At 56.5% G+C, this 17,933-nt stretch carries 19 protein-coding genes; 3 read left to right on the forward strand and 16 right to left on the reverse strand.

Annotated features, from left to right (window positions below; all coding sequences use genetic code 11):
• Position 1: 1 nt before the first annotated feature.
• The 6 genes from ACR0D9_RS12280 to ACR0D9_RS12305 form a co-directional block, all read right to left on the reverse strand.
• On the reverse strand, positions 2 to 730 hold the full coding sequence (locus ACR0D9_RS12280) for an SDR family oxidoreductase (RefSeq protein ID WP_480486666.1): 729 nt from the start codon (positions 728 to 730) through the stop codon (positions 2 to 4).
• A complete protein-coding gene (locus ACR0D9_RS12285) occupies positions 712 to 2,259 on the reverse strand; it encodes an ATP-dependent DNA helicase (protein WP_480538977.1) in 1,548 nt (515 codons plus the stop codon). The genes ACR0D9_RS12280 and ACR0D9_RS12285 overlap by 19 nt, the downstream gene beginning before the upstream one ends.
• A gap of 60 nt (positions 2,260 to 2,319) precedes the next feature.
• Positions 2,320 to 2,958, reverse strand: coding sequence for an acyl-homoserine-lactone synthase (locus tag ACR0D9_RS12290; protein ID WP_480538979.1), 639 nt, complete (start codon positions 2,956 to 2,958; stop codon positions 2,320 to 2,322).
• Between the two features lie 82 nt (positions 2,959 to 3,040).
• Positions 3,041 to 3,760 (reverse strand): helix-turn-helix transcriptional regulator, encoded by a 720-nt coding sequence (locus ACR0D9_RS12295; RefSeq protein ID WP_209506490.1) that lies wholly within the window; start codon positions 3,758 to 3,760, stop codon positions 3,041 to 3,043.
• A 367-nt stretch (positions 3,761 to 4,127) separates the two neighbouring features.
• Positions 4,128 to 5,411, reverse strand: coding sequence for a crotonyl-CoA carboxylase/reductase (gene ccrA / locus ACR0D9_RS12300; RefSeq protein WP_480475116.1), 1,284 nt, complete (start codon positions 5,409 to 5,411; stop codon positions 4,128 to 4,130).
• A 134-nt stretch (positions 5,412 to 5,545) separates the two neighbouring features.
• Positions 5,546 to 6,910 carry a 1-acyl-sn-glycerol-3-phosphate acyltransferase gene (locus ACR0D9_RS12305; protein WP_480483172.1) on the reverse strand — a complete coding sequence of 455 codons (1,365 nt, stop codon included), beginning with the start codon at positions 6,908 to 6,910 and terminating at the stop codon, positions 5,546 to 5,548.
• Between the two features lie 51 nt (positions 6,911 to 6,961).
• Here ACR0D9_RS12305 and ACR0D9_RS12310 point away from each other — a divergent pair, with 51 nt between their 5' ends.
• The 3 genes from ACR0D9_RS12310 to deoD all read left to right on the forward strand — a co-directional run bounded on the left by ACR0D9_RS12310 (position 6,962) and on the right by deoD (position 10,193).
• Positions 6,962 to 9,022, forward strand: coding sequence for a methylmalonyl-CoA mutase family protein (locus ACR0D9_RS12310; RefSeq protein WP_480538981.1), 2,061 nt, complete (start codon positions 6,962 to 6,964; stop codon positions 9,020 to 9,022).
• 124 nt (positions 9,023 to 9,146) lie between these two features.
• The gene (locus tag ACR0D9_RS12315; protein ID WP_480483168.1) at positions 9,147 to 9,464 is read left to right on the forward strand and encodes an H-NS histone family protein; all 318 of its coding nucleotides are present in this window, start codon (positions 9,147 to 9,149) and stop codon (positions 9,462 to 9,464) included.
• A gap of 18 nt (positions 9,465 to 9,482) precedes the next feature.
• A complete protein-coding gene (gene deoD, locus ACR0D9_RS12320; RefSeq protein ID WP_480486656.1) occupies positions 9,483 to 10,193 on the forward strand; it encodes a purine-nucleoside phosphorylase in 711 nt (236 codons plus the stop codon).
• Between the two features lie 24 nt (positions 10,194 to 10,217).
• Here the strand turns inward: deoD and ACR0D9_RS12325 are convergent, their stop codons facing one another.
• The 10 genes from ACR0D9_RS12325 to ACR0D9_RS12370 form a co-directional block, all read right to left on the reverse strand.
• Positions 10,218 to 11,081 carry an urea carboxylase-associated family protein gene (locus tag ACR0D9_RS12325; protein WP_480483164.1) on the reverse strand — a complete coding sequence of 288 codons (864 nt, stop codon included), beginning with the start codon at positions 11,079 to 11,081 and terminating at the stop codon, positions 10,218 to 10,220.
• 290 nt (positions 11,082 to 11,371) lie between these two features.
• Positions 11,372 to 11,512 (reverse strand): hypothetical protein, encoded by a 141-nt coding sequence (locus ACR0D9_RS12330; RefSeq protein WP_480483162.1) that lies wholly within the window; start codon positions 11,510 to 11,512, stop codon positions 11,372 to 11,374.
• A 122-nt stretch (positions 11,513 to 11,634) separates the two neighbouring features.
• Positions 11,635 to 12,414, reverse strand: a complete 780-nt coding sequence (locus tag ACR0D9_RS12335; RefSeq protein WP_152456842.1) for a succinate dehydrogenase iron-sulfur subunit — start codon at positions 12,412 to 12,414, stop codon at positions 11,635 to 11,637.
• Positions 12,415 to 12,445: 31 nt separating this feature from the next.
• A complete protein-coding gene (locus ACR0D9_RS12340) occupies positions 12,446 to 13,072 on the reverse strand; it encodes a sulfotransferase (protein ID WP_480483160.1) in 627 nt (208 codons plus the stop codon).
• A 96-nt stretch (positions 13,073 to 13,168) separates the two neighbouring features.
• Entirely contained in the window at positions 13,169 to 14,974 is a 1,806-nt protein-coding gene (gene sdhA, locus ACR0D9_RS12345) for a succinate dehydrogenase flavoprotein subunit (protein ID WP_267363813.1), read from the reverse strand.
• Positions 14,975 to 14,992: 18 nt separating this feature from the next.
• Positions 14,993 to 15,364 (reverse strand): succinate dehydrogenase, hydrophobic membrane anchor protein, encoded by a 372-nt coding sequence (gene sdhD, locus ACR0D9_RS12350; protein ID WP_267363812.1) that lies wholly within the window; start codon positions 15,362 to 15,364, stop codon positions 14,993 to 14,995.
• 13 nt (positions 15,365 to 15,377) lie between these two features.
• Complete coding sequence (gene sdhC, locus ACR0D9_RS12355) at positions 15,378 to 15,764, reverse strand: succinate dehydrogenase, cytochrome b556 subunit (protein WP_267363810.1); 387 nt, start codon at positions 15,762 to 15,764, stop codon at positions 15,378 to 15,380.
• A gap of 215 nt (positions 15,765 to 15,979) precedes the next feature.
• Positions 15,980 to 16,642, reverse strand: coding sequence for a DUF1194 domain-containing protein (locus ACR0D9_RS12360; protein WP_480483156.1), 663 nt, complete (start codon positions 16,640 to 16,642; stop codon positions 15,980 to 15,982).
• 54 nt (positions 16,643 to 16,696) lie between these two features.
• Complete coding sequence (locus tag ACR0D9_RS12365) at positions 16,697 to 17,725, reverse strand: MaoC family dehydratase (RefSeq protein ID WP_480483154.1); 1,029 nt, start codon at positions 17,723 to 17,725, stop codon at positions 16,697 to 16,699.
• A complete protein-coding gene (locus tag ACR0D9_RS12370) occupies positions 17,725 to 17,931 on the reverse strand; it encodes a DUF1737 domain-containing protein (protein WP_480538983.1) in 207 nt (68 codons plus the stop codon). Before ACR0D9_RS12370 ends, ACR0D9_RS12365 begins: the two co-directional genes overlap by 1 nt.
• Positions 17,932 to 17,933 lie beyond the last annotated feature (2 nt).

Raw genomic sequence — 17,933 nt, forward strand, 5'->3', positions numbered from 1 at the left:
CTCACCCCCTGCCGATATAGGGCATGGTCGTGGCCATGACCGTCATGAACTGCACATTCGCCTCGGGCGGCAGGGTGGCCATATGCAGAACGGAACGCGCGGCATCTTCAACCGCCATGGTTGGGTCCGGCGTCTGGCCTGCCGCCTGCGCCGCATCCACCAGATCCTGAACCATCTGCGTGCGTGCATTGCCGATATCGATCTGACCACATGCAATTCCAAAGGATCGCCCATCCAGTGAAAGGCTGCGCGTCAGCCCGGTAATGGCATGTTTGGTCGCCGAATAATGTACAGAATTCGGGCGCGGAACATGCGCAGCAATCGAGCCGTTATTGATGATCCGCCCGCCCTGCGGGCTTTGATGACGCATGATCCCAAAGGCCTCGCGCGCGCATAGAAACATACCGTTCAGGTTGACGTTGACGGTTTGATACCAATCGTCCAGCGCGATTTCGTCGACTGTGCCGCCGCGGGCAAAAATACCAGCGTTGTTAAACAGAACATCAAGTCGCCCTGTCCGATCCATGAAGGCGTGGAACGCCTGTTTGACGGCGTCCGGGTCGGTCACATCTGCGGGTAATGCTATGGCCGCCGGGTATTCCTGCGCGAGGGCATTCAGCTTGTCCGCGCTGCGCGCCAGCAGCCCGACCGTCCAGCCCTGCACCAGAAAAAGCTCGGCGGTGGCCCGACCTATGCCAGAGCTTGCACCAGTTACGATGATGGAACCCATGTCTCTTCTGTCTCCAGTGTGAGTGAAACTGCGGGGACCGCGCGCAAATCATCAATCTGCAACGGGTGGGTGGGTTTCGACAGCCGGTTACGGACCACCCAGATCAAACGCTCTTGTGCGCGTGTGATCGCAACATAAGCCAAACGCTTCCACAAAGGTTGCCCAGCCTCGGAACGGCCCATACGGGCCGCGGCGTAAATGTCAGGGGCAAACACCTGAACCGTGTCCCACTGTGATCCTTGTGCCTTATGTATCGTCACCGCAGCCCCGTGCAAAAACGTCGCCCCCATACGGGCAGCAAAAGGAATGAAGGGCTCTTCCTCATCCGGTTTTTCGATCTGGACAATCGACGCAGCGCTGACCTGTGGGTCTTCGGCCCCCATCACATGCAAGCGCGAAAACCCCGGTTTGCGACCGGGACCAAGATAAACAACCTGGGCTCCTTTGATCAGGCCGCGCGCCTCAAGATCCAACCGCTTCTTGCGGTGCTTCAACGGCAACTCGATCCCGTCGCAGATCAGCGGCTCACCTTCCAAAAGCTCTGTATCCGGTGCGCCATGAACTTGCCTGAACGCCTGTATCAAACGAATGCGCGTGGCGTTGCGCCAGACGAGAACCGGGCTGCGCGCCATCAGATCAACTTCGACCCGCTGCCCCCAAACGACCCTGTCATCCCGCCGGGCAGTGTCTTCGACCAGACGCTCAAATTCTTCATATCCCATCGACGGATCGGCAAGAGCGTGCGCCAGATCCAGGATCGGGTTATCCGCGTCCTGCCGATGCACCCGCTGAAGCGTCAGCTTTCGCGGTTCGGGCAAGGCTTCAAACACCATGCTGCCGGACTGATTGACTGGAGCCAGCTGTGCGGGATCACCGAACAGTAGAAGGGTCGGGAAAATCTCTTTCAGGTCCTCGAACTGACGATCATCCAGCATCGATGCCTCATCGACAAACCCGATATCCAGCGGTTCCTCACGTCGTTTCCAACCGGTTATGAAATCTGAACCGCGCAATCCGGCTGCGGCCAGCGCACCGGGGATCGATTTGTTGTTACGATAAAACGCAGCAGCACGGTCCAAAGCTTCGTCTGTCAGACCTTCGATCTCGGGGCGCTCATCATTTCCGGCCAGCCACTCGGCGATACGCTCGTATTCCGGGTCATAGACCGGCGTATAAAGGATGCGGTGAATCGTGGTCGCAGGCACGCCGCGCAATCGCAGAACGCTTGCAGCCTTGTTCGTCGGGGCCAGGATGGCAAGGCTGCGCTTGTCTTTCGATTTGCGGCTTTCGTAATCGCCGGACACGACCTGAACACCGGTCTCAGCCAGCGCCTTATATAGTTCTGCCAGCAGCAACGTTTTGCCGGACCCGGCCTTGCCGATGACAGCCATCACGCCAGACTTCCTTGCCCCCGGTAATTTCAGAAGGGCATCGTCCTCGAGGTCGACACCGGCTGAGCGCAGCATCTCGGCGATGCTGTCATACGCGGCGGCCTGATCATCTGAGAAGGTCACGTTGGGCAAAGACATGGCGCGACCCTACAGGGCCGCGCCAACCATCACCAGATGCGGAATTGCGTTTTCCGGTCCTTAGGCAGACAAGGCAAATCGGTGCAGTTTGGATCGCCCGAAAGCCGCCTTGAACCACATGCGCGAAAGCTCACGCGGGATCCCTGCCCGTTCAGCCACGCGGTTGCAATCATCCGCTGAATAGGGCCACAACCCAACCGAGATCTGGTCACGCCCTTTGCCTTGGGTTCCAAGAACCTTGGGGGACGACCCGATCAGACGATAGATCCGGATCATACGGGCATCAAAAACACCGGCAATATGCGTCAGGCCAAAGCCTTCCATCATCTCGCCCCCGCTTAGCATGATGGCCCCGGCAGTGTGCGGGCTGGCTGTGCGGGACAGGCAGAACCGGGTCACCTCCCAGATCAGCGGGCTGCAAATCGGCTTGCCGCCGTTGAGATGCCCAAACACGTCATTGATCATTACCCGGCCTGTTGTCGGCAATACCCGCATCGACCCGCCATGGCTGCCATCCGGTTCTTCCCAGATGACATAAAGCGGGTTGAGGTCGTCGTACTCATCCCGCTCTTCTCCTTTTTTGTTGACATGGACATCCCACCCCAACCGGGTTTTGAACTGATCTGCGCGATCCTTGAACATCCCCTCAGCCAGAGTCGGAAATCTGTGTAACTCATCGGCATATAGATAACGCAACATGACTTTTCCCCTTGTCGTCCTGTGCAGGAACGAAGGGGGTACAGAGTCGTGGTTAATATTGCGTTTTGAGGACGCTCTGGCCTTAAACGACTATTAATCCCCGGCTGAGTGCCGTTGCGATTGCGTGGGTCGTGTTAAGGGCTCCGAGTTTCGACCGGGCGCTTTCAATGTAAACGCGTAGCGTGTGTTCGGAAATCGACAGGGAATGCGCCACCTGAGCACGGCTGTAACCCAGTGCCAAAAGGGTAATGGCGTCGATTTCACGGGGTGACAGGCCGCGCGTGGCATCCGGTTGCCTGTCCTTTTCAAACTCCAGCGCTTTGCGGTTGATGTAGTGCGCAACAAGAATCAACTCACGCCCGTAGGTCGAGATAAAGGTCTGCCAGGTTTGATCGTCGCAGCTGTGGTTAACGGTAAAAAGAGCGAACTGACCGTTTGGCCCTCGGATCGGGATCGAGTATCCCTGATTGCCGACCCCATGGTCGTGGGCATCCTGAAGGAATGATTTGGCCACCTTGCTGGACCAGTCCAGAGACTTCCAGTCAACTGGGTGAAATCGCTGGAAACACCCCAGAATTACAGGGTCGATACGATGATAGTTTTTTTCCCTGTATCGTTCGTCCCAGGCGTCTGAGTAGGTCGTATAGCCGTATTGGTCCCCCGCGCCGTCAACCCAATGATATGTCAGATGTGCGACCTTCAAAGTGTCTCGCAGACACTCGGCAACGATGCTGAGCTCTTCAAGCGTGCTGGTGTTTTCCAAATCCTGCAGGATTTGACCCAAATCGGTTTTCGTTCCCATCCGCGGGCGCCCGTGCCTCGTTCTTCAGGGACGCAATCTCGGCCGCGGCAATCAGTCTTGTATCATCAAGCTGTTCTGCAAGCGCGCTCAACCCATTCGCAACGGCGAACGCATTGAGGTCCGATAGTACGTCCAATATCCACTCATTTTGCGCCATCAGGGTCTCTCTGAAACAGTTAACGAAGCGTTAACACAACCATAACATGTATGATCTTTTTCGACCTATTCACCGGTTTCTACTCCCCAAAAATAGCGGGAGTAAGAATCGCAAGCATTTGAAACCATGAAAAAGGTCTGCAAACAGCAAACCACCCGCGAACCGGCAGTGCGATTCGCGGGTGGTTTTTGTCTAACGTCCTTAACTTTATCAGCCTGCGTCCAAAACTTCTTCGAGAGTGCGCAGCCCGGTACGCGGCGCCTGAACAAGCACAGACATGTTGCCCGGCTTGTGTTCATTCCGCAGCATTTTCATATGTGCTTCCGGTAGGTCGTTCCAGGCAAACACCTCGGACATACAGGGATCCAGGCGGCGCTCGACCATCAGCTTGTTCGCCGCCGCCGCCTGTTTCAGATGGGCAAAATGCGAACCCTGCAGGCGTTTCTGGTGCATCCACATGTAACGCACATCGAATGTGCAGTTGAACCCGGACGTCCCCGCACAAATCACAACCATGCCGCCTTTTTTCACCACGAAAGTCGAGACCGGGAAGGTGCTCTCGCCCGGATGCTCGAACACCATGTCGACATTGTTGCCCTTGCCGGTGATGTCCCAGATTGCCTTGCCGAATTTGCGGGCCTCTTTGAACCACTCGGCGTATTCGGGCGTATTGACCGTGGGCAGTTGACCCCAGCAATTAAAGTCGCGGCGGTTCAGAACCCCCTTTGCGCCCAGACCCATGACGAAATCACGCTTGCTTTCGTCCGAGATCACCCCGATCGCGTTTGCCCCGGCTGTGTTGATCAACTGGATTGCATAAGATCCCAGACCGCCCGAGGCACCCCAGACCAGAACGTTCTGACCCGGTTTCAGGTCATGCGGTTCGTGACCAAACAGCATACGATAAGCTGTCGCGAGTGTCAGCGTGTAGCAGGCCGCTTCTTCCCAAGTCAGGTGCTTGGGGCGCGGCATCAACTGCTGAGCCTGCACGCGTGTGAACTGGCTGAATGAGCCGTCAGGTGTTTCATAGCCCCAGATCCGCTGGCTGGTCGAATACATTGGGTCGCCGCCGTTGCATTCTTCGTCGTCGCCATCGTCCTGGTTGCAGTGGATGACAACTTCGTCGCCAACCTTCCACCGCTTGACCTTGTCACCAACGGCCCAGACGATACCCGATGCATCAGAGCCCGCGACATGGTACGGTGCCTTGTGGCCATCAAAGGGGCTGATCGGCTGGCCCAGTGCAGCCCAGACACCGTTGTAATTAACGCCTGCAGCCATCACCAGAACAAGCACCTCATTGCTGTCCAGCGTGGGTACATCGACCACTTCCTGCTGCATCGCAGTGTTTGGCTCGCCATGGCGTTCCTTTCGGATGGCCCAGGCGTACATTTGTTTCGGGACATATCCCATCGGAGGGATCTCACCCATTTCATAGAGGTCTTTTTCGGGTGCCTCATACGACGCGATACCGGTTTCGGTGTCCAAAGCCATGCTGGCCTCCTTTTCCAATACTTTTGCCGCGACGCAGAATCGCGCGCTTTATCAGATGAAATATTGGCCATAGCGAAATATTGCAACCGTTTTTGATGCAATATTGTAATTTTATGACCCAGCAGTTGCAGAAATTATTTTGCAGACGCAGAATTTGAGGGGCGCGCGGAAACCGGTACAGATGCTGCATAATACTCCAGCAGATCACCGCGTTGCCCAGATGCAGAAAGAATATCTCCCTGCCGCTTGAGAATCCGTCGTTCAATCAACTGGTCCAAAGCGCTTGATATGGCCGGCGCATTGTCTTGGGTCTGCTTACCGTCGCGTTCCATCATCGTCTGAATAGAGGACCGCAGATCCTGTTCCGCCATCGGCCCATTGTCACGTATCAGCAAACAGGCCGCAGGGGCCGGAACCAACGGGATCGCGTTCTGGATACGCTGCATCAATGTGCGCGCCAGATCGGTCATCATGTCGTCACTGCCTTCGGCCCGGAACTCTTTCAGGGAAATCGGCATTCCGTACCGGACCGATGCCAGCCCAAACCGCTTGTAGCGCCCGATCACTCGCCGCCAGAACTGCTTGAAAATCCATCGCGCGATGACACCGATCCGGGCTCGAAAACGACGCTCTTTTCCCAGTGCCGCACGGGTAAGAATAGTGTCTTCAAGCACACGGTCATAATTCAAAGCGACGGGAACGAATACAACATCACGCCCCTGCGACGTCGTCCCATCCATTATGTACTTGAGCAATCCAAGCTTTGGGCGGGCGAGCGCTCCTGTCAGGCTTAAACCACCTTCTGGAAACATGGCTTGCGTCACACCGGCTTCGGTCGCATGGCGCACATAGGTGGACAAAACCTGCCGGTAGAGCTCGCTGCCTGACTTGCGCCGGATAAAGTAGGCCCCCATTGCACGGATCAACCGGCTGAGCGGCCAAACCCGAGCCCATTCTCCTACCGCGTAGGATAAAGCAGAGTGCGGGGCCGCCAGATATGTAACCAACACATAGTCCATGTTGCTTCTGTGGTTCATCACAAAAACAACGGTTGCATCAGGGTCGATGGTCCTGACCGCGTCTTCGTCTTCGTAGCTAAGCCGCACCTCGTAGAACGTGTTGCTTAGCAGCCGGGCCAAACGGATCGCAAAACTGAAATAGGCGAAGGCGGAAAAGGACGGCACGATTTCGCGGGCATAGCGGCGTGCCTGCTCGGACGCGACGGCTTCGGGTATTCCGGTTTCAAGGGCGTGATGCTGGACCGCTTTACCGACCTGTGGATCATAAATCAGCCGTTGAATCATGTCGTGCCGACGAGCCAGCTTGAACGGTTGGATCGGACGTTGCAAGCGCTGGTTCAAACGCGCCACGGCACGTTCCAACCGGCGGCGGAAGAACCATCGGACTGACGGGAACAGGAAATGCGAAGCGAAAGTAACCATGGCAAAGACCACGATCAGCACAAAAAGCCAAAGCGGAAGTTCCACGGTTTGCGTCATGGCCGCACCTTGCCACCAATCGCAGCTGCTCACAATCTGAACAATTGCAGGATGCCGCAACGCAGCGAATTGACTTGTCCCGAAAATTGCGCTTTAGAACCCATAGACGTAATTTTATTGCCCACCGAAACGCGAGGCCCCTTCATGACGCAGATGCAGAAAGATCGCCCCTGGCTCATCCGGACCTATGCCGGTCATTCTACCGCCAAGGCCTCGAACGCGCTATATCGTGGCAACCTCGCCAAAGGGCAAACCGGTCTTTCGGTAGCCTTCGATCTGCCCACCCAGACCGGATATGACAGTGACCACACGTTGGCACGTGGCGAAGTTGGCAAGGTCGGGGTGCCCGTCTGCCATCTGGGCGATATGCGGGTTTTGTTCGATCAGATTCCGCTGGAACAGATGAACACGTCAATGACGATCAACGCGACCGCCCCTTGGTTGCTTGCCCTTTACATCGCCGCAGCCGAGGAACAAGGCGCTGACATTTCCAAGTTGCAGGGCACAGTCCAGAACGACCTGATCAAGGAGTATCTGAGCCGGGGCACTTATGTCTGTCCGCCAAAACCGTCGCTGAAGATGATCGCGGACGTGGCCGAGTATTGCTATTCCAATGTCCCCAAGTGGAACCCGATGAATGTGTGTTCCTATCATTTGCAAGAGGCTGGCGCGACACCGGAACAAGAACTTGCTTATGCGCTGGCAACAGCCATCGCCGTGCTGGACGAATTGCGCCCACGAGTACCTGCCGAGGATTTCCCCGCGCTTTGCGGCCGGATTTCCTTTTTTGTGAATGCTGGTATCCGCTTTGTCACTGAAATGTGCAAAATGCGCGCATTTGTCGATCTTTGGGACGAAATCCTGCAACAGCGATATGGTGTCGAGAACCCAAAGTTCCGCCGCTTCCGCTATGGTGTGCAGGTGAACTCTCTGGGGCTGACCGAGCAACAACCTGAGAACAATGTCTACCGCATCCTGATCGAGATGCTGGCCGTAACCCTGTCGAAGAATGCACGCGCCCGTGCGGTGCAGTTGCCTGCCTGGAACGAGGCGCTTGGCCTGCCACGCCCCTGGGACCAGCAATGGTCCATGCGGATGCAGCAGATTCTGGCCTATGAAACTGACCTGTTGGAATTCGATGACCTGTTCGATGGCAACCCTGCCGTTGATGGCAAGGTCGAAGAATTGAAAGCAGGCGCGCGGGCAGAGCTTGCGAATCTGGATGCGATGGGCGGTGCGGTTGCATCAATCGAGTATATGAAATCCCGCCTTGTGGATTCCAACGCTGAACGTCTGAACCGGATCGAACGCAACGAAACTGTGGTCGTCGGCGTGAACAAATGGATGGAAGGCGAGGCTTCGCCCCTTCAGACCGAAGATGGCGGCATCATGGTCGTTGATCCTGCGGTAGAACAGGAACAGATCGACCGCCTGAACGCGTGGCGGGCTGAGCGCGACGAAGCGGCTGTTACAGCGACCTTGTCCGCGTTGCGCCAGGCGGCTCAGACAGGAGCGAACGTCATGGAGCCGTCCATTGCCGCTGCCAAGGCGGGTGTGACAACCGGGGAGTGGGCCGAAGAGATGCGCAAGGTTTTCGGCACTTATCGTGGCCCGACCGGCGTTTCCGGTTCGGTCTCGAACAAGACCGAAGGGTTGGAGGACCTGCGCGCGGCGGTTGATGCCGTCAGCGACAAACTGGGACGGCGCCTGAAATTCCTGGTTGGAAAACCGGGGTTGGACGGCCATTCCAACGGCGCCGAACAAATCGCGTTCCGTGCCCGCGACTGCGGCATGGATATCAGCTATGAGGGTATCCGGCTGACCCCGGAAGAAATTGTCACCTCAGCCCGCGATGATGACGCACATGTCATCGGGTTGTCGATCCTGTCCGGTAGCCATCTGCCTTTGGTCGAAGATGTAATGGATCGGCTGCAAAAGGCTGGCCTGTCTCACATTCCCGTGGTTGTCGGCGGAATTATTCCGGATGAAGATGCCGCAAAATTGAAAGCCATGGGTGTAGCCAAGGTTTACACCCCCAAAAACTTTGAACTTAATGCGATCATGAGCGATATTGTAACGCTGGTTGACCCCAAAAACCTCGCAGCCGAGTAACTGAGGTTTTAGAACCTTAATTCCCCGTTTCTTCGCTTTGGATATTTGGGATGGAATAAACCATTCGCTAGAATTACGGTGCGCGCTCAAGTGTACCGTAAAATATATCCTTTGGAGATGAATGATGGGGTTCAATCTTGAACAGATGTCGCGCAAAGACCTTTTGGCATTGCGCGACGATGTCGAAAAAGCCTTGGTAGGAGCGGAAAAACGCGAGCGCCGTGAGGCTTTGAAAGCCGCAGAAAAAGCTGCCGCAGAATTCGGGTATTCGCTGTCCGAACTTTCAGGCGATGCACCCCGCGCATCCAAGCAAAAGAAAACAAAAGAAAAATACCGCAATCCTGGCAATCCGGAACAAACCTGGACAGGTCGCGGCCGCAAGCCGAAATGGGTGCACGATGCGTTGCAGGCGGGTACCGATATCTCCGATCTTGAAATCTGATCAGGGCGGATCAAAACAATGACAATTCATATCGGCGCTGAAAAAGGCGAAATTGCAGACACTGTCCTATTACCCGGAGATCCTTATCGGGCGAAATGGGCAGCCGAGACGTTTTTGGACGATGTGAAACAGGTCAATAACGTCCGGGGAATGCTTGGGTTTACCGGAAATTGGAAGGGAAATCCTGTAACGATACAGGGTAGCGGCATGGGAATGCCCTCGCTCTCCATTTACGTAAACGAGTTAATTCGCGATTACGGTGCAAAAACCCTGATCCGAATTGGGTCGTGTGGCGGAATGCAGGACAGTGTCAAAATTCGAGACGTCATTCTGGCAATGACTTCGACGACGCTGAGTACGCCGTCACGCGGTATCATGAAAGAACTGAATTTTGCGCCCTGCGCCGATTGGAGCTTGTTGCAGGCGGCCGCGAAGGTGGCGGCTGCCAAAGGAACCCCTACCCATGTCGGTGGGATTTATTCTTCGGACGTTTTCTATGATGAGCGCCCGGACCTGAACGAACAGATGGTGCGTCACGGGATTCTCGGCGTCGAAATGGAGGCGGCCGAGCTCTATATCCTGGCAGCGCGCCACAAATGTCGTGCTCTGGCAGTTCTCACCGTTTCCGATCACCTTCTGACGGGAGAGGCTCTGCCATCCTCGGAACGTGAAAGCAGCTTTGGAGACATGGTGGAAATCGCGCTACAGGCCGCATTCCCGGGCAACTAGCAGTAAGGTGGGTGCCCGCCGATCCTAACGCCCGTGCGTGCGATCATAGCCATTGCGCGCCGGGCTTTCCCAGCCATCCAGGTCTGTGACCGTCGCGGCAAATGTTTCGACCAACAAGGGATAACACGCGGCGGTGTCCGAGGAATGCTCGGACGAGCAATCCCCACCCGGACAGGCGCTGAGATTGCCAAGCAGATCGATTTCGGCAAAGAATTCCAGATAGTCGCCGGGGCGAACGGGCGATGCTTTCATGAAATACTGACCAGTATCCCGAGTGAAACCAGTACACATGAAGACGTTCAGAACGTCGTGCACCGCGGGTTCGGCCTCATCCATCGGGATATTCAGATGATCCGCCAACGCGCGGGTCAGGTTGGAATGGCAGCAATGATGATACTGCGTGCCGGACAGCAAATTGCCCGTATATGGATCACAACGCGTGCCAATCACGTCATGAACCGACCCCCCATGGGTATCGATCCCGTACCATTCCAGTGTATCCGCTATGATCGTGGCCATCGGCCGCAGATGTGGGAAACTGGACCACATCCGCTCTCCGGTGGTCAGGTGCGTGCCATGCAGAGCCCGCGTTTTTCCGGAATAAAAGCGCTCGGACAAATCATTGCGGTTCCACAGGTTCAAATCGCCAACCTGCGGTCCTTCAACCGATGTGATACGAAAGAAATGCCCGGCAGGTACATCAAAACAGCGCGCCTCACGCGGAGGAACCAGGACTTCGCCGGTTTGGACTGCCCGTTGGCGTACAGATCTGATCCAGGGCAAATCTGGTCGCGGCAAGGCATCGTTCGGATAACAAATGACAGGGGCGACCGAACGACGGGCTTCGGCATCTTCTGGGGGGCGGGCAGTATTCTCAGAACCGGTCATGGCGTGCAGAGTGGCGGATTCTATGGCTCGCGAAAAGCCCTATTCTCAACCATCACTTGCCTTAAGACAGCGCATAGGTTGGTCCGGCGCAGCGACTGCCGCTCCACAAAAGCTACACCGCCAGATGCCATGGCGTCTGTCCTGTCGCCAACGACAATCCCGTGTCAGCGTGGAATGGCGCGACCGCCAGAAAAAATAGGCGAACACTCCGGCGGCCAACAAAAGCAGAAGAACAGGCATTCCTCTGCTTTGCCGATTGACCGAAGTTTTTCAAGGGCTGTCGTATTGGATCAGGCCGCGTTTGCGTATTCGAACAGCTCGGGCTCTTTGTCGGCTTTAACCGGTTCCGGCGTGTAGTAGGCCCATGCCTGCTCCAGCAGTTTCAGCGCTTCTTTAGTGTCGATTTTTTGTTTGGATGTGTTTGCATTCATTGGAGTGATCCTGACTTAAACTCATCACTCCTCCCTGAGCGAAAAATAAGGCAATGCAGCCGGGGCTACATCGCCTTATTTTGCAAGATCGACATGCGTTTGCCGCAATTCGGTGCAGGTGATTATACCGCGCGTTCGACCATCATCTTTTTAATCTCGGCAATCGCCTTGGCCGGGTTCAGACCTTTGGGACAGGTCTTGGCGCAATTCATGATGGTGTGGCAGCGATAAAGCTTGAACGGATCTTCCAACTCGTCCAGGCGCTCACCCGTGGCCTCATCCCGGCTGTCGATGATCCAGCGGTATGCGTGCAACAGAGCAGCGGGGCCAAGATACCGATCGCCATTCCACCAATAGCTCGGGCACGAGGTCGAGCAGCTGGCGCACATCACACACTCATAGAGACCATCCAGCTTTTTCCGGTCTTCGATCGACTGCTTCCACTCCTTTGCAGGGCGGTTGGTCTTGGTTTCCAGCCACGGCATGATCGACGCATGCTGGGCATAAAAATGGGTCAGATCAGGGATCAGATCTTTGACCACAGGCATATGCGGCAGCGGATAGATTTTCACGTCGCCCTTGATCTCATCCATGCCATAGATACAGGCCAGTGTGTTGATCCCGTCGATATTCATCGCGCACGAGCCGCAGATGCCTTCACGGCATGATCGGCGAAATGTCAGGGTCGGGTCGATTTCGTTCTTGATCTTGATCAGCGCGTCCAAAACCATCGGCCCGCACGTGTCCATATCGACAAAGTAGGTATCGACACGGGGGTTCTGACCATCATCCGGGTTCCAGCGATAGATCTGGAACTTGCGCACATTGGTCGCGCCATCCGGCTTGGGCCAGGTCTTGCCGGTCGTAATCCGGGAATTTTTGGGCAGGGTCAGTTGAACCATGTCAATTCTCCATTCAGCACAAGGCCGCCTTTCAGCCTGTCCGGGCGCGCTGGGACGCCCCTCGGTTATAATGCCCCCAATGGGCGATGTTCACGTCAAAATCCGGCGCGAGCCAGTCCGCAACGCACTGCGGATCATCACAGTCGATATCAAAGCGCAGGAATCGCGAGTTGCCGTCGAAATAGGTCTCTACCTCGGCATGGTGCACATCATACATATGCGCCCAGCCGTGTTTCACTTCATCCGCACTCTGCCCATTGGCTTTGCAGCACCGATCCAGATACCCGCCACCGGAATGGTTGGCGCGCGAAGCTATCCAGTCATCCCTGTCCCTCGTGTTCAGCAAGAAATAGGCATTCGGGTAAGCTGCATGCAATTCACGGAAGAAACGCGCCCCGTCCAACATGAAGCGCGAACTGACAAAAGCGATGTCAGTGAAGGCCCGCACCGCTCCGAACCCGTCCAGTGGTCGTCGCCCCATTGCAATGTTGGTCAGCATGCGGTGCGCAAGATTTCGACCCTGGTCATCTTCCCAATGAACCGACGGTATCCCGCTTTTCTGAAACAGCCTGTGAAACGAGGTCGTCGCACAGCGGTTCAGCCCGATCAGGATGATCTTGGGATCGCCTGAACCGGATTGCAGGACCTCGACCGTCATGACAAACACCGGACACGGACCGACCCTTGGCCAATGGCCGTTGCGGTCTTCGTGGGTATTTGGCGCTTGCTCACCATTGCCTGCTGTCCGAGCCTTTTAGAACGTACGTGCCTTGGGCGCGATTTTCTTCAGGCTGATGCCACCTTCGTCTTCGGTCGTCAGCGGATCGACGATCACGGGACGATAGCTAAGCTCGACCTGGTTGCCTTCGACCCGGCTAACCGTATGGACGCGCCAATTTTCGTCATCACGTGCAGAGAAATCCTCGTGCGCGTGGGCACCACGGGATTCCTTGCGCGCCTCTGCGCCGACGATCGTGGCCAGCGCGTTGGGCATCAGGTTGGTCAATTCCAGCGTTTCCATCAGGTCACTGTTCCAGACCAGCGACCGGTCGGTGACTTTCAGATCGTCCATCTTGGCAGCGATTGCCGTCATCTTCTCGACGCCTTCGGCCATGGTCTTGGCGGTACGGAATACGGCAGCATCCGCTTGCATGGTTTTCTGCATCTCAAGCCGCAACTCGGCGGTCGGGATGGAACCGCTGGCATTGCGCACCGCGTCGAACCGATCAAAGGCCTTGTCGACCGATGCCTGGTTCAGAACTGGGTTCGCAGCTTCCGCATCCACGACTTTGCCTGCCCGGATCGCCGCCGCGCGGCCAAAGACCACAAGGTCAATCAGCGAGTTCGAGCCCAAGCGGTTCGCGCCGTGGACCGAGGCGCAACCGGCCTCGCCCACTGCCATCAGGCCCGGCACCACAGCTGTCGGGTTCTCGGCCGTTGGGTTCAGAACTTCACCCCAATAGTTTGTGGGGATACCGCCCATGTTGTAATGCACGGTTGGCAGAACCGGGATCGGTTCCTTGGTGACATCCACGCCGGCAAAGATCTTGGCGCTTTCCGAGATGCCGGGCAGACGTTCTGCCAAAGCCTCGGCTGGCAGGTGACTGAGGTTCAGGTGAATATGATCCCCCTCCGCACCGACACCACGACCTTCGCGGATTTCCAAGGTCATCGAACGCGAGACGTAATCGCGCGGTGCCAGGTCCTTGTACTGGGGCGCATACCGCTCCATGAACCGTTCACCTTCCGAGTTGGTCAGGTAACCACCCTCACCACGCGCACCTTCGGTGATCAGGCAGCCCGAACCGTAGATGCCGGTCGGGTGGAACTGGACGAATTCCATATCCTGCAGCGCCAAGCCCGCGCGGGCCACCATACCGCCACCGTCACCGGTGCAGGTATGGGCCGAGGTCGCGCTGAAATAGGCGCGGCCATACCCGCCGGTCGCCAGCACAACCATCTTGGCATTGAAGACATGCATCGTGCCATCGTCCAGCTTCCAGCAGACAACACCCTGACACTGACCGTCATCGGACATGATCAGGTCGATAGCGAAGTACTCGATATAAAACTCAGCATTGTTCTTCAGCGACTGGCCATAGAGCGTATGAAGGATCGCGTGGCCGGTCCTGTCCGCAGCGGCACAGGTGCGCTGTACTGCCGGGCCTTCGCCGAATTCAGTGGTGTGACCACCAAACGGGCGTTGATAGATCTTACCCTCTTCGGTTCGGCTGAACGGAACGCCATAGTGCTCCAGTTCGTAAACAGCCTTGGGCGCTTCCCGCGCGAGGTATTCCATCGCATCAGTGTCGCCCAGCCAATCCGAGCCTTTCACAGTGTCGTACATATGCCACTGCCAATGGTCGGGGCCCATGTTTGACAACGACGCGGCGATTCCTCCCTGAGCCGCCACGGTGTGCGAACGGGTTGGGAAAACCTTGGTCACACAGGCCGTGCGCAGACCCTGTTCCGCCATACCCAGCGTCGCCCGCAAACCGGCCCCACCGGCGCCGACAACGACCACGTCATATTCATGCGTTTCGTATTCGTATGCAGCCATTTCTTTCAGCTCCGGGAATTAGAGGGCAATGCGCGCGATGGCGAAGATACCAGCCGCTGCTGCGCCGTAGGACAGGCAGGTCAACAGAATGATCAGGACCTTTTCAAGCGTGCCGTGAACATAGTCTTCAAGCATCACCTGCGCACCGTCCGCGAAGTGTTTGAAGCCAACCGCCAGCGTCAGTGCTGCTACGATGGCAGGGAAAGGTCGCGAGTAGTAGTCGAGAACGACCTCGAATGGCTGGCCCAGGATCGGACCAAATGTAAATACAAACAACGGCACAAGGATCAGCAAAGCAACCGAGCTGACTTTCATCGCCCAGAAATGGGCAGTGCCGGATTTCGCCGAGCCAAGTCCAGCGGCACGTTTGCGGTCGGTCAGATAACGCATGTCAGGCCTCCAATCACGCGACGAGGACAAGGGTCAGAAGGGTCAAGACGACCGATCCGATGACAACGGCCCAACCCAGCTTGGTCGCCGTCGGAAGGTCCAGACCAACCGCGTTGTCCCAGATCAGGTGCCGCACACCGGCCAACGTGTGATACCAAAGCCCCCAAACGGATAGCGCCATCACAAGGTCTCCAAGCATCGAGGTTATTACCCCATTCGCTACCGCAAACGCCTCGGGCGAAGTTGCTGCGGCCAGAAACCACCAGACGATCAACAGAGCTGCGAGCAGAAGGGCGTTGCCGGTGATGCGCGTCAGGATGGACGTGATCGACGTCAACTGCGGGCGATAAATCGACAGATGCGGCGAAAGTGGGCGATTGCCCCGATTTACATCGGCCATGGCGGCTCCTTTTCGGTTGGCTACCGAACGTTTTACTGGTTTTTGCGACACTGTCACGTGCTGCGAGTGCAAAAACCATCAAATTGCGCTCAATTACACGGATAATTCGAATATGTGATCACACAAAATAATCTCGTGATCACATATCACTTTCCGCGCTGTCAATGTTAGCGTTTTCAAGGCCAAAGAGATGTGATCACGAATCTCTCAAGCCGTCATTTCAGGTCTGCTGTTTGCTGCGTCACTTCGCGCAGCAGTTTTCGGCGAATTCGTTCCGGGTAATCCGCGAACCCGGTGGCGGAAACGACAAAAGCACCTTCGCCCACGATGACATTCTCAAAGAAATACGCCGTCAGATCCGGTTCGCTTTCCTCAATAGCCAGCGCGTTGACAACGATCCCCTCGGCGCGCAGGGCCGCATGTACCCGCGTCGGCTCAATCCCTTCATTGGACACACCGTCCCCTGACAGGTCTATCAGGTGCCGTCGGCAGTCTGAAACCGAATCGAATGAACTCAGGGTCATTTGAAGCGCCTCGCCGATTGCCGTCGAAAAATTCCGCCAGATGCGCGGATCGGCGGCGACCTGGTCTGAAAACTGATCCAGCGTGGCAAAGCTATCGATACGGGTCCAAGGAATAGTGATCCGCTGGCGCGATGAGCCGGTCCACTGCACCAGCATCAGCCGCGCCTGCCCCCGCACCAGCGCCTCGGACACGATCGGGTCGCGCAAACCTGCGGCCAACCCATCCATCTGAATGCGATATTCGCTGCTATCGACTGAACCAGAAACATCCACGGCTAAAGCCAAGGCCAGATCGCAGGCCTGAGCCGCCGGTGCCAGAGTGACGCTGGCCAATATTGCGCGTAGCAGGTTCATTGTGCAAACCTATCACGCCTTGCAAGCCGTGGCGTCACATATCCGTCAGATCACCTATTTGGGCATCAAAGCCCAATAATCGAGATCCAGCAGAACGTCTGGCAGGTAACGCCCTTCTTCGTTTTTCAGCTTGAACGGATCACCGCCCTTGGTCGCGACCAGACGCAATCGCACAGCGCCTATGCCGGCAACCCCGGTTTCCGCTTTGTCCAGAACTTCGGACCACGCCTTGATCGTATCACCCGCAAAACACGGGTTAGCATGGGCACCACCATTCAAGCCGACAATCATCTGCGCATTTGCAAGGCCATTGAAGGACAATGTCCGCGCCATCGAGATTACATGCCCACCATAAATGAGCCTGCCTTCCGGACGGAACGTCAGGTCGTAATGCACCTTGGCGGTGTTCTGCCACAGACGTGTGGCCAGCATATGTTCGGCCTCTTCGACGGTGACACCATCCACATGATCGATGGTTTCACCGATCTTATAATCGCCCCAGCGATGCGCCTCGCCCGCGAGGGCAAAATCATAGTTTGCAAAATCGAGCCCTTCCGGCACGGTCAGGTCCTGCGGATCAAGTACAGCCTTCAAATCAGGAACAACCGTCTCGGGCGCGGGTGCATCCATGTTTGCCTTGCGCACCATGACCCAGCGCACATATTCAAGAACCACCTCGTCCAATTGGTTCAACCCGCGGGTACGAACCCAGACAACACCGGTTTTTCCGTTGGAATTCTGCTTCAGGCCGATAACCTCTGATACGGATCGCAGCGTATCGCCAGCATAAACGGGCTTCAGCCAACGGCCTTCGGCATAGCCAAGATTGGCAACCGCGTTCAAGGAAATGTCAGGCACGGTTTTGCCGAACACAATGTGGAACGCGGCCAGATCATCAATCGGGCTTTCCGGCAACCCACAGTCCCGGGCAAATTCGTCCGAAGAGTAAAGCGCATGACGTGCGGGATAAAGCGCGTGATACAAGCCGCGCTCTCCCTCGGTCACGGTGCGAGGTACTGCATGCTGCAACACCTGCCCTACAGAATAGTCCTCGAAAAATCGGCCCGGATTTGTTTTCGCCATTACTGCTGTCCCAGTTTCATGTCGGGGGAATAGTCGGCCTCGGCCTCTTTGGTCACGGCCTGCGCACAACGCATTACGTTGCCGTTGGCATCAAAGGCGTAAGCCGGGTCGCCATACAGCTCCCATCCCTTTGACAGGGCGTCGGACACCTTGTGACAGAAGGCCGAAGTGTCTTCTTCGGTCAGCAAGCGATAAAGTTTCGACATCA

Source organism: Ruegeria sp. AK11 (assembly GCF_056541095.1).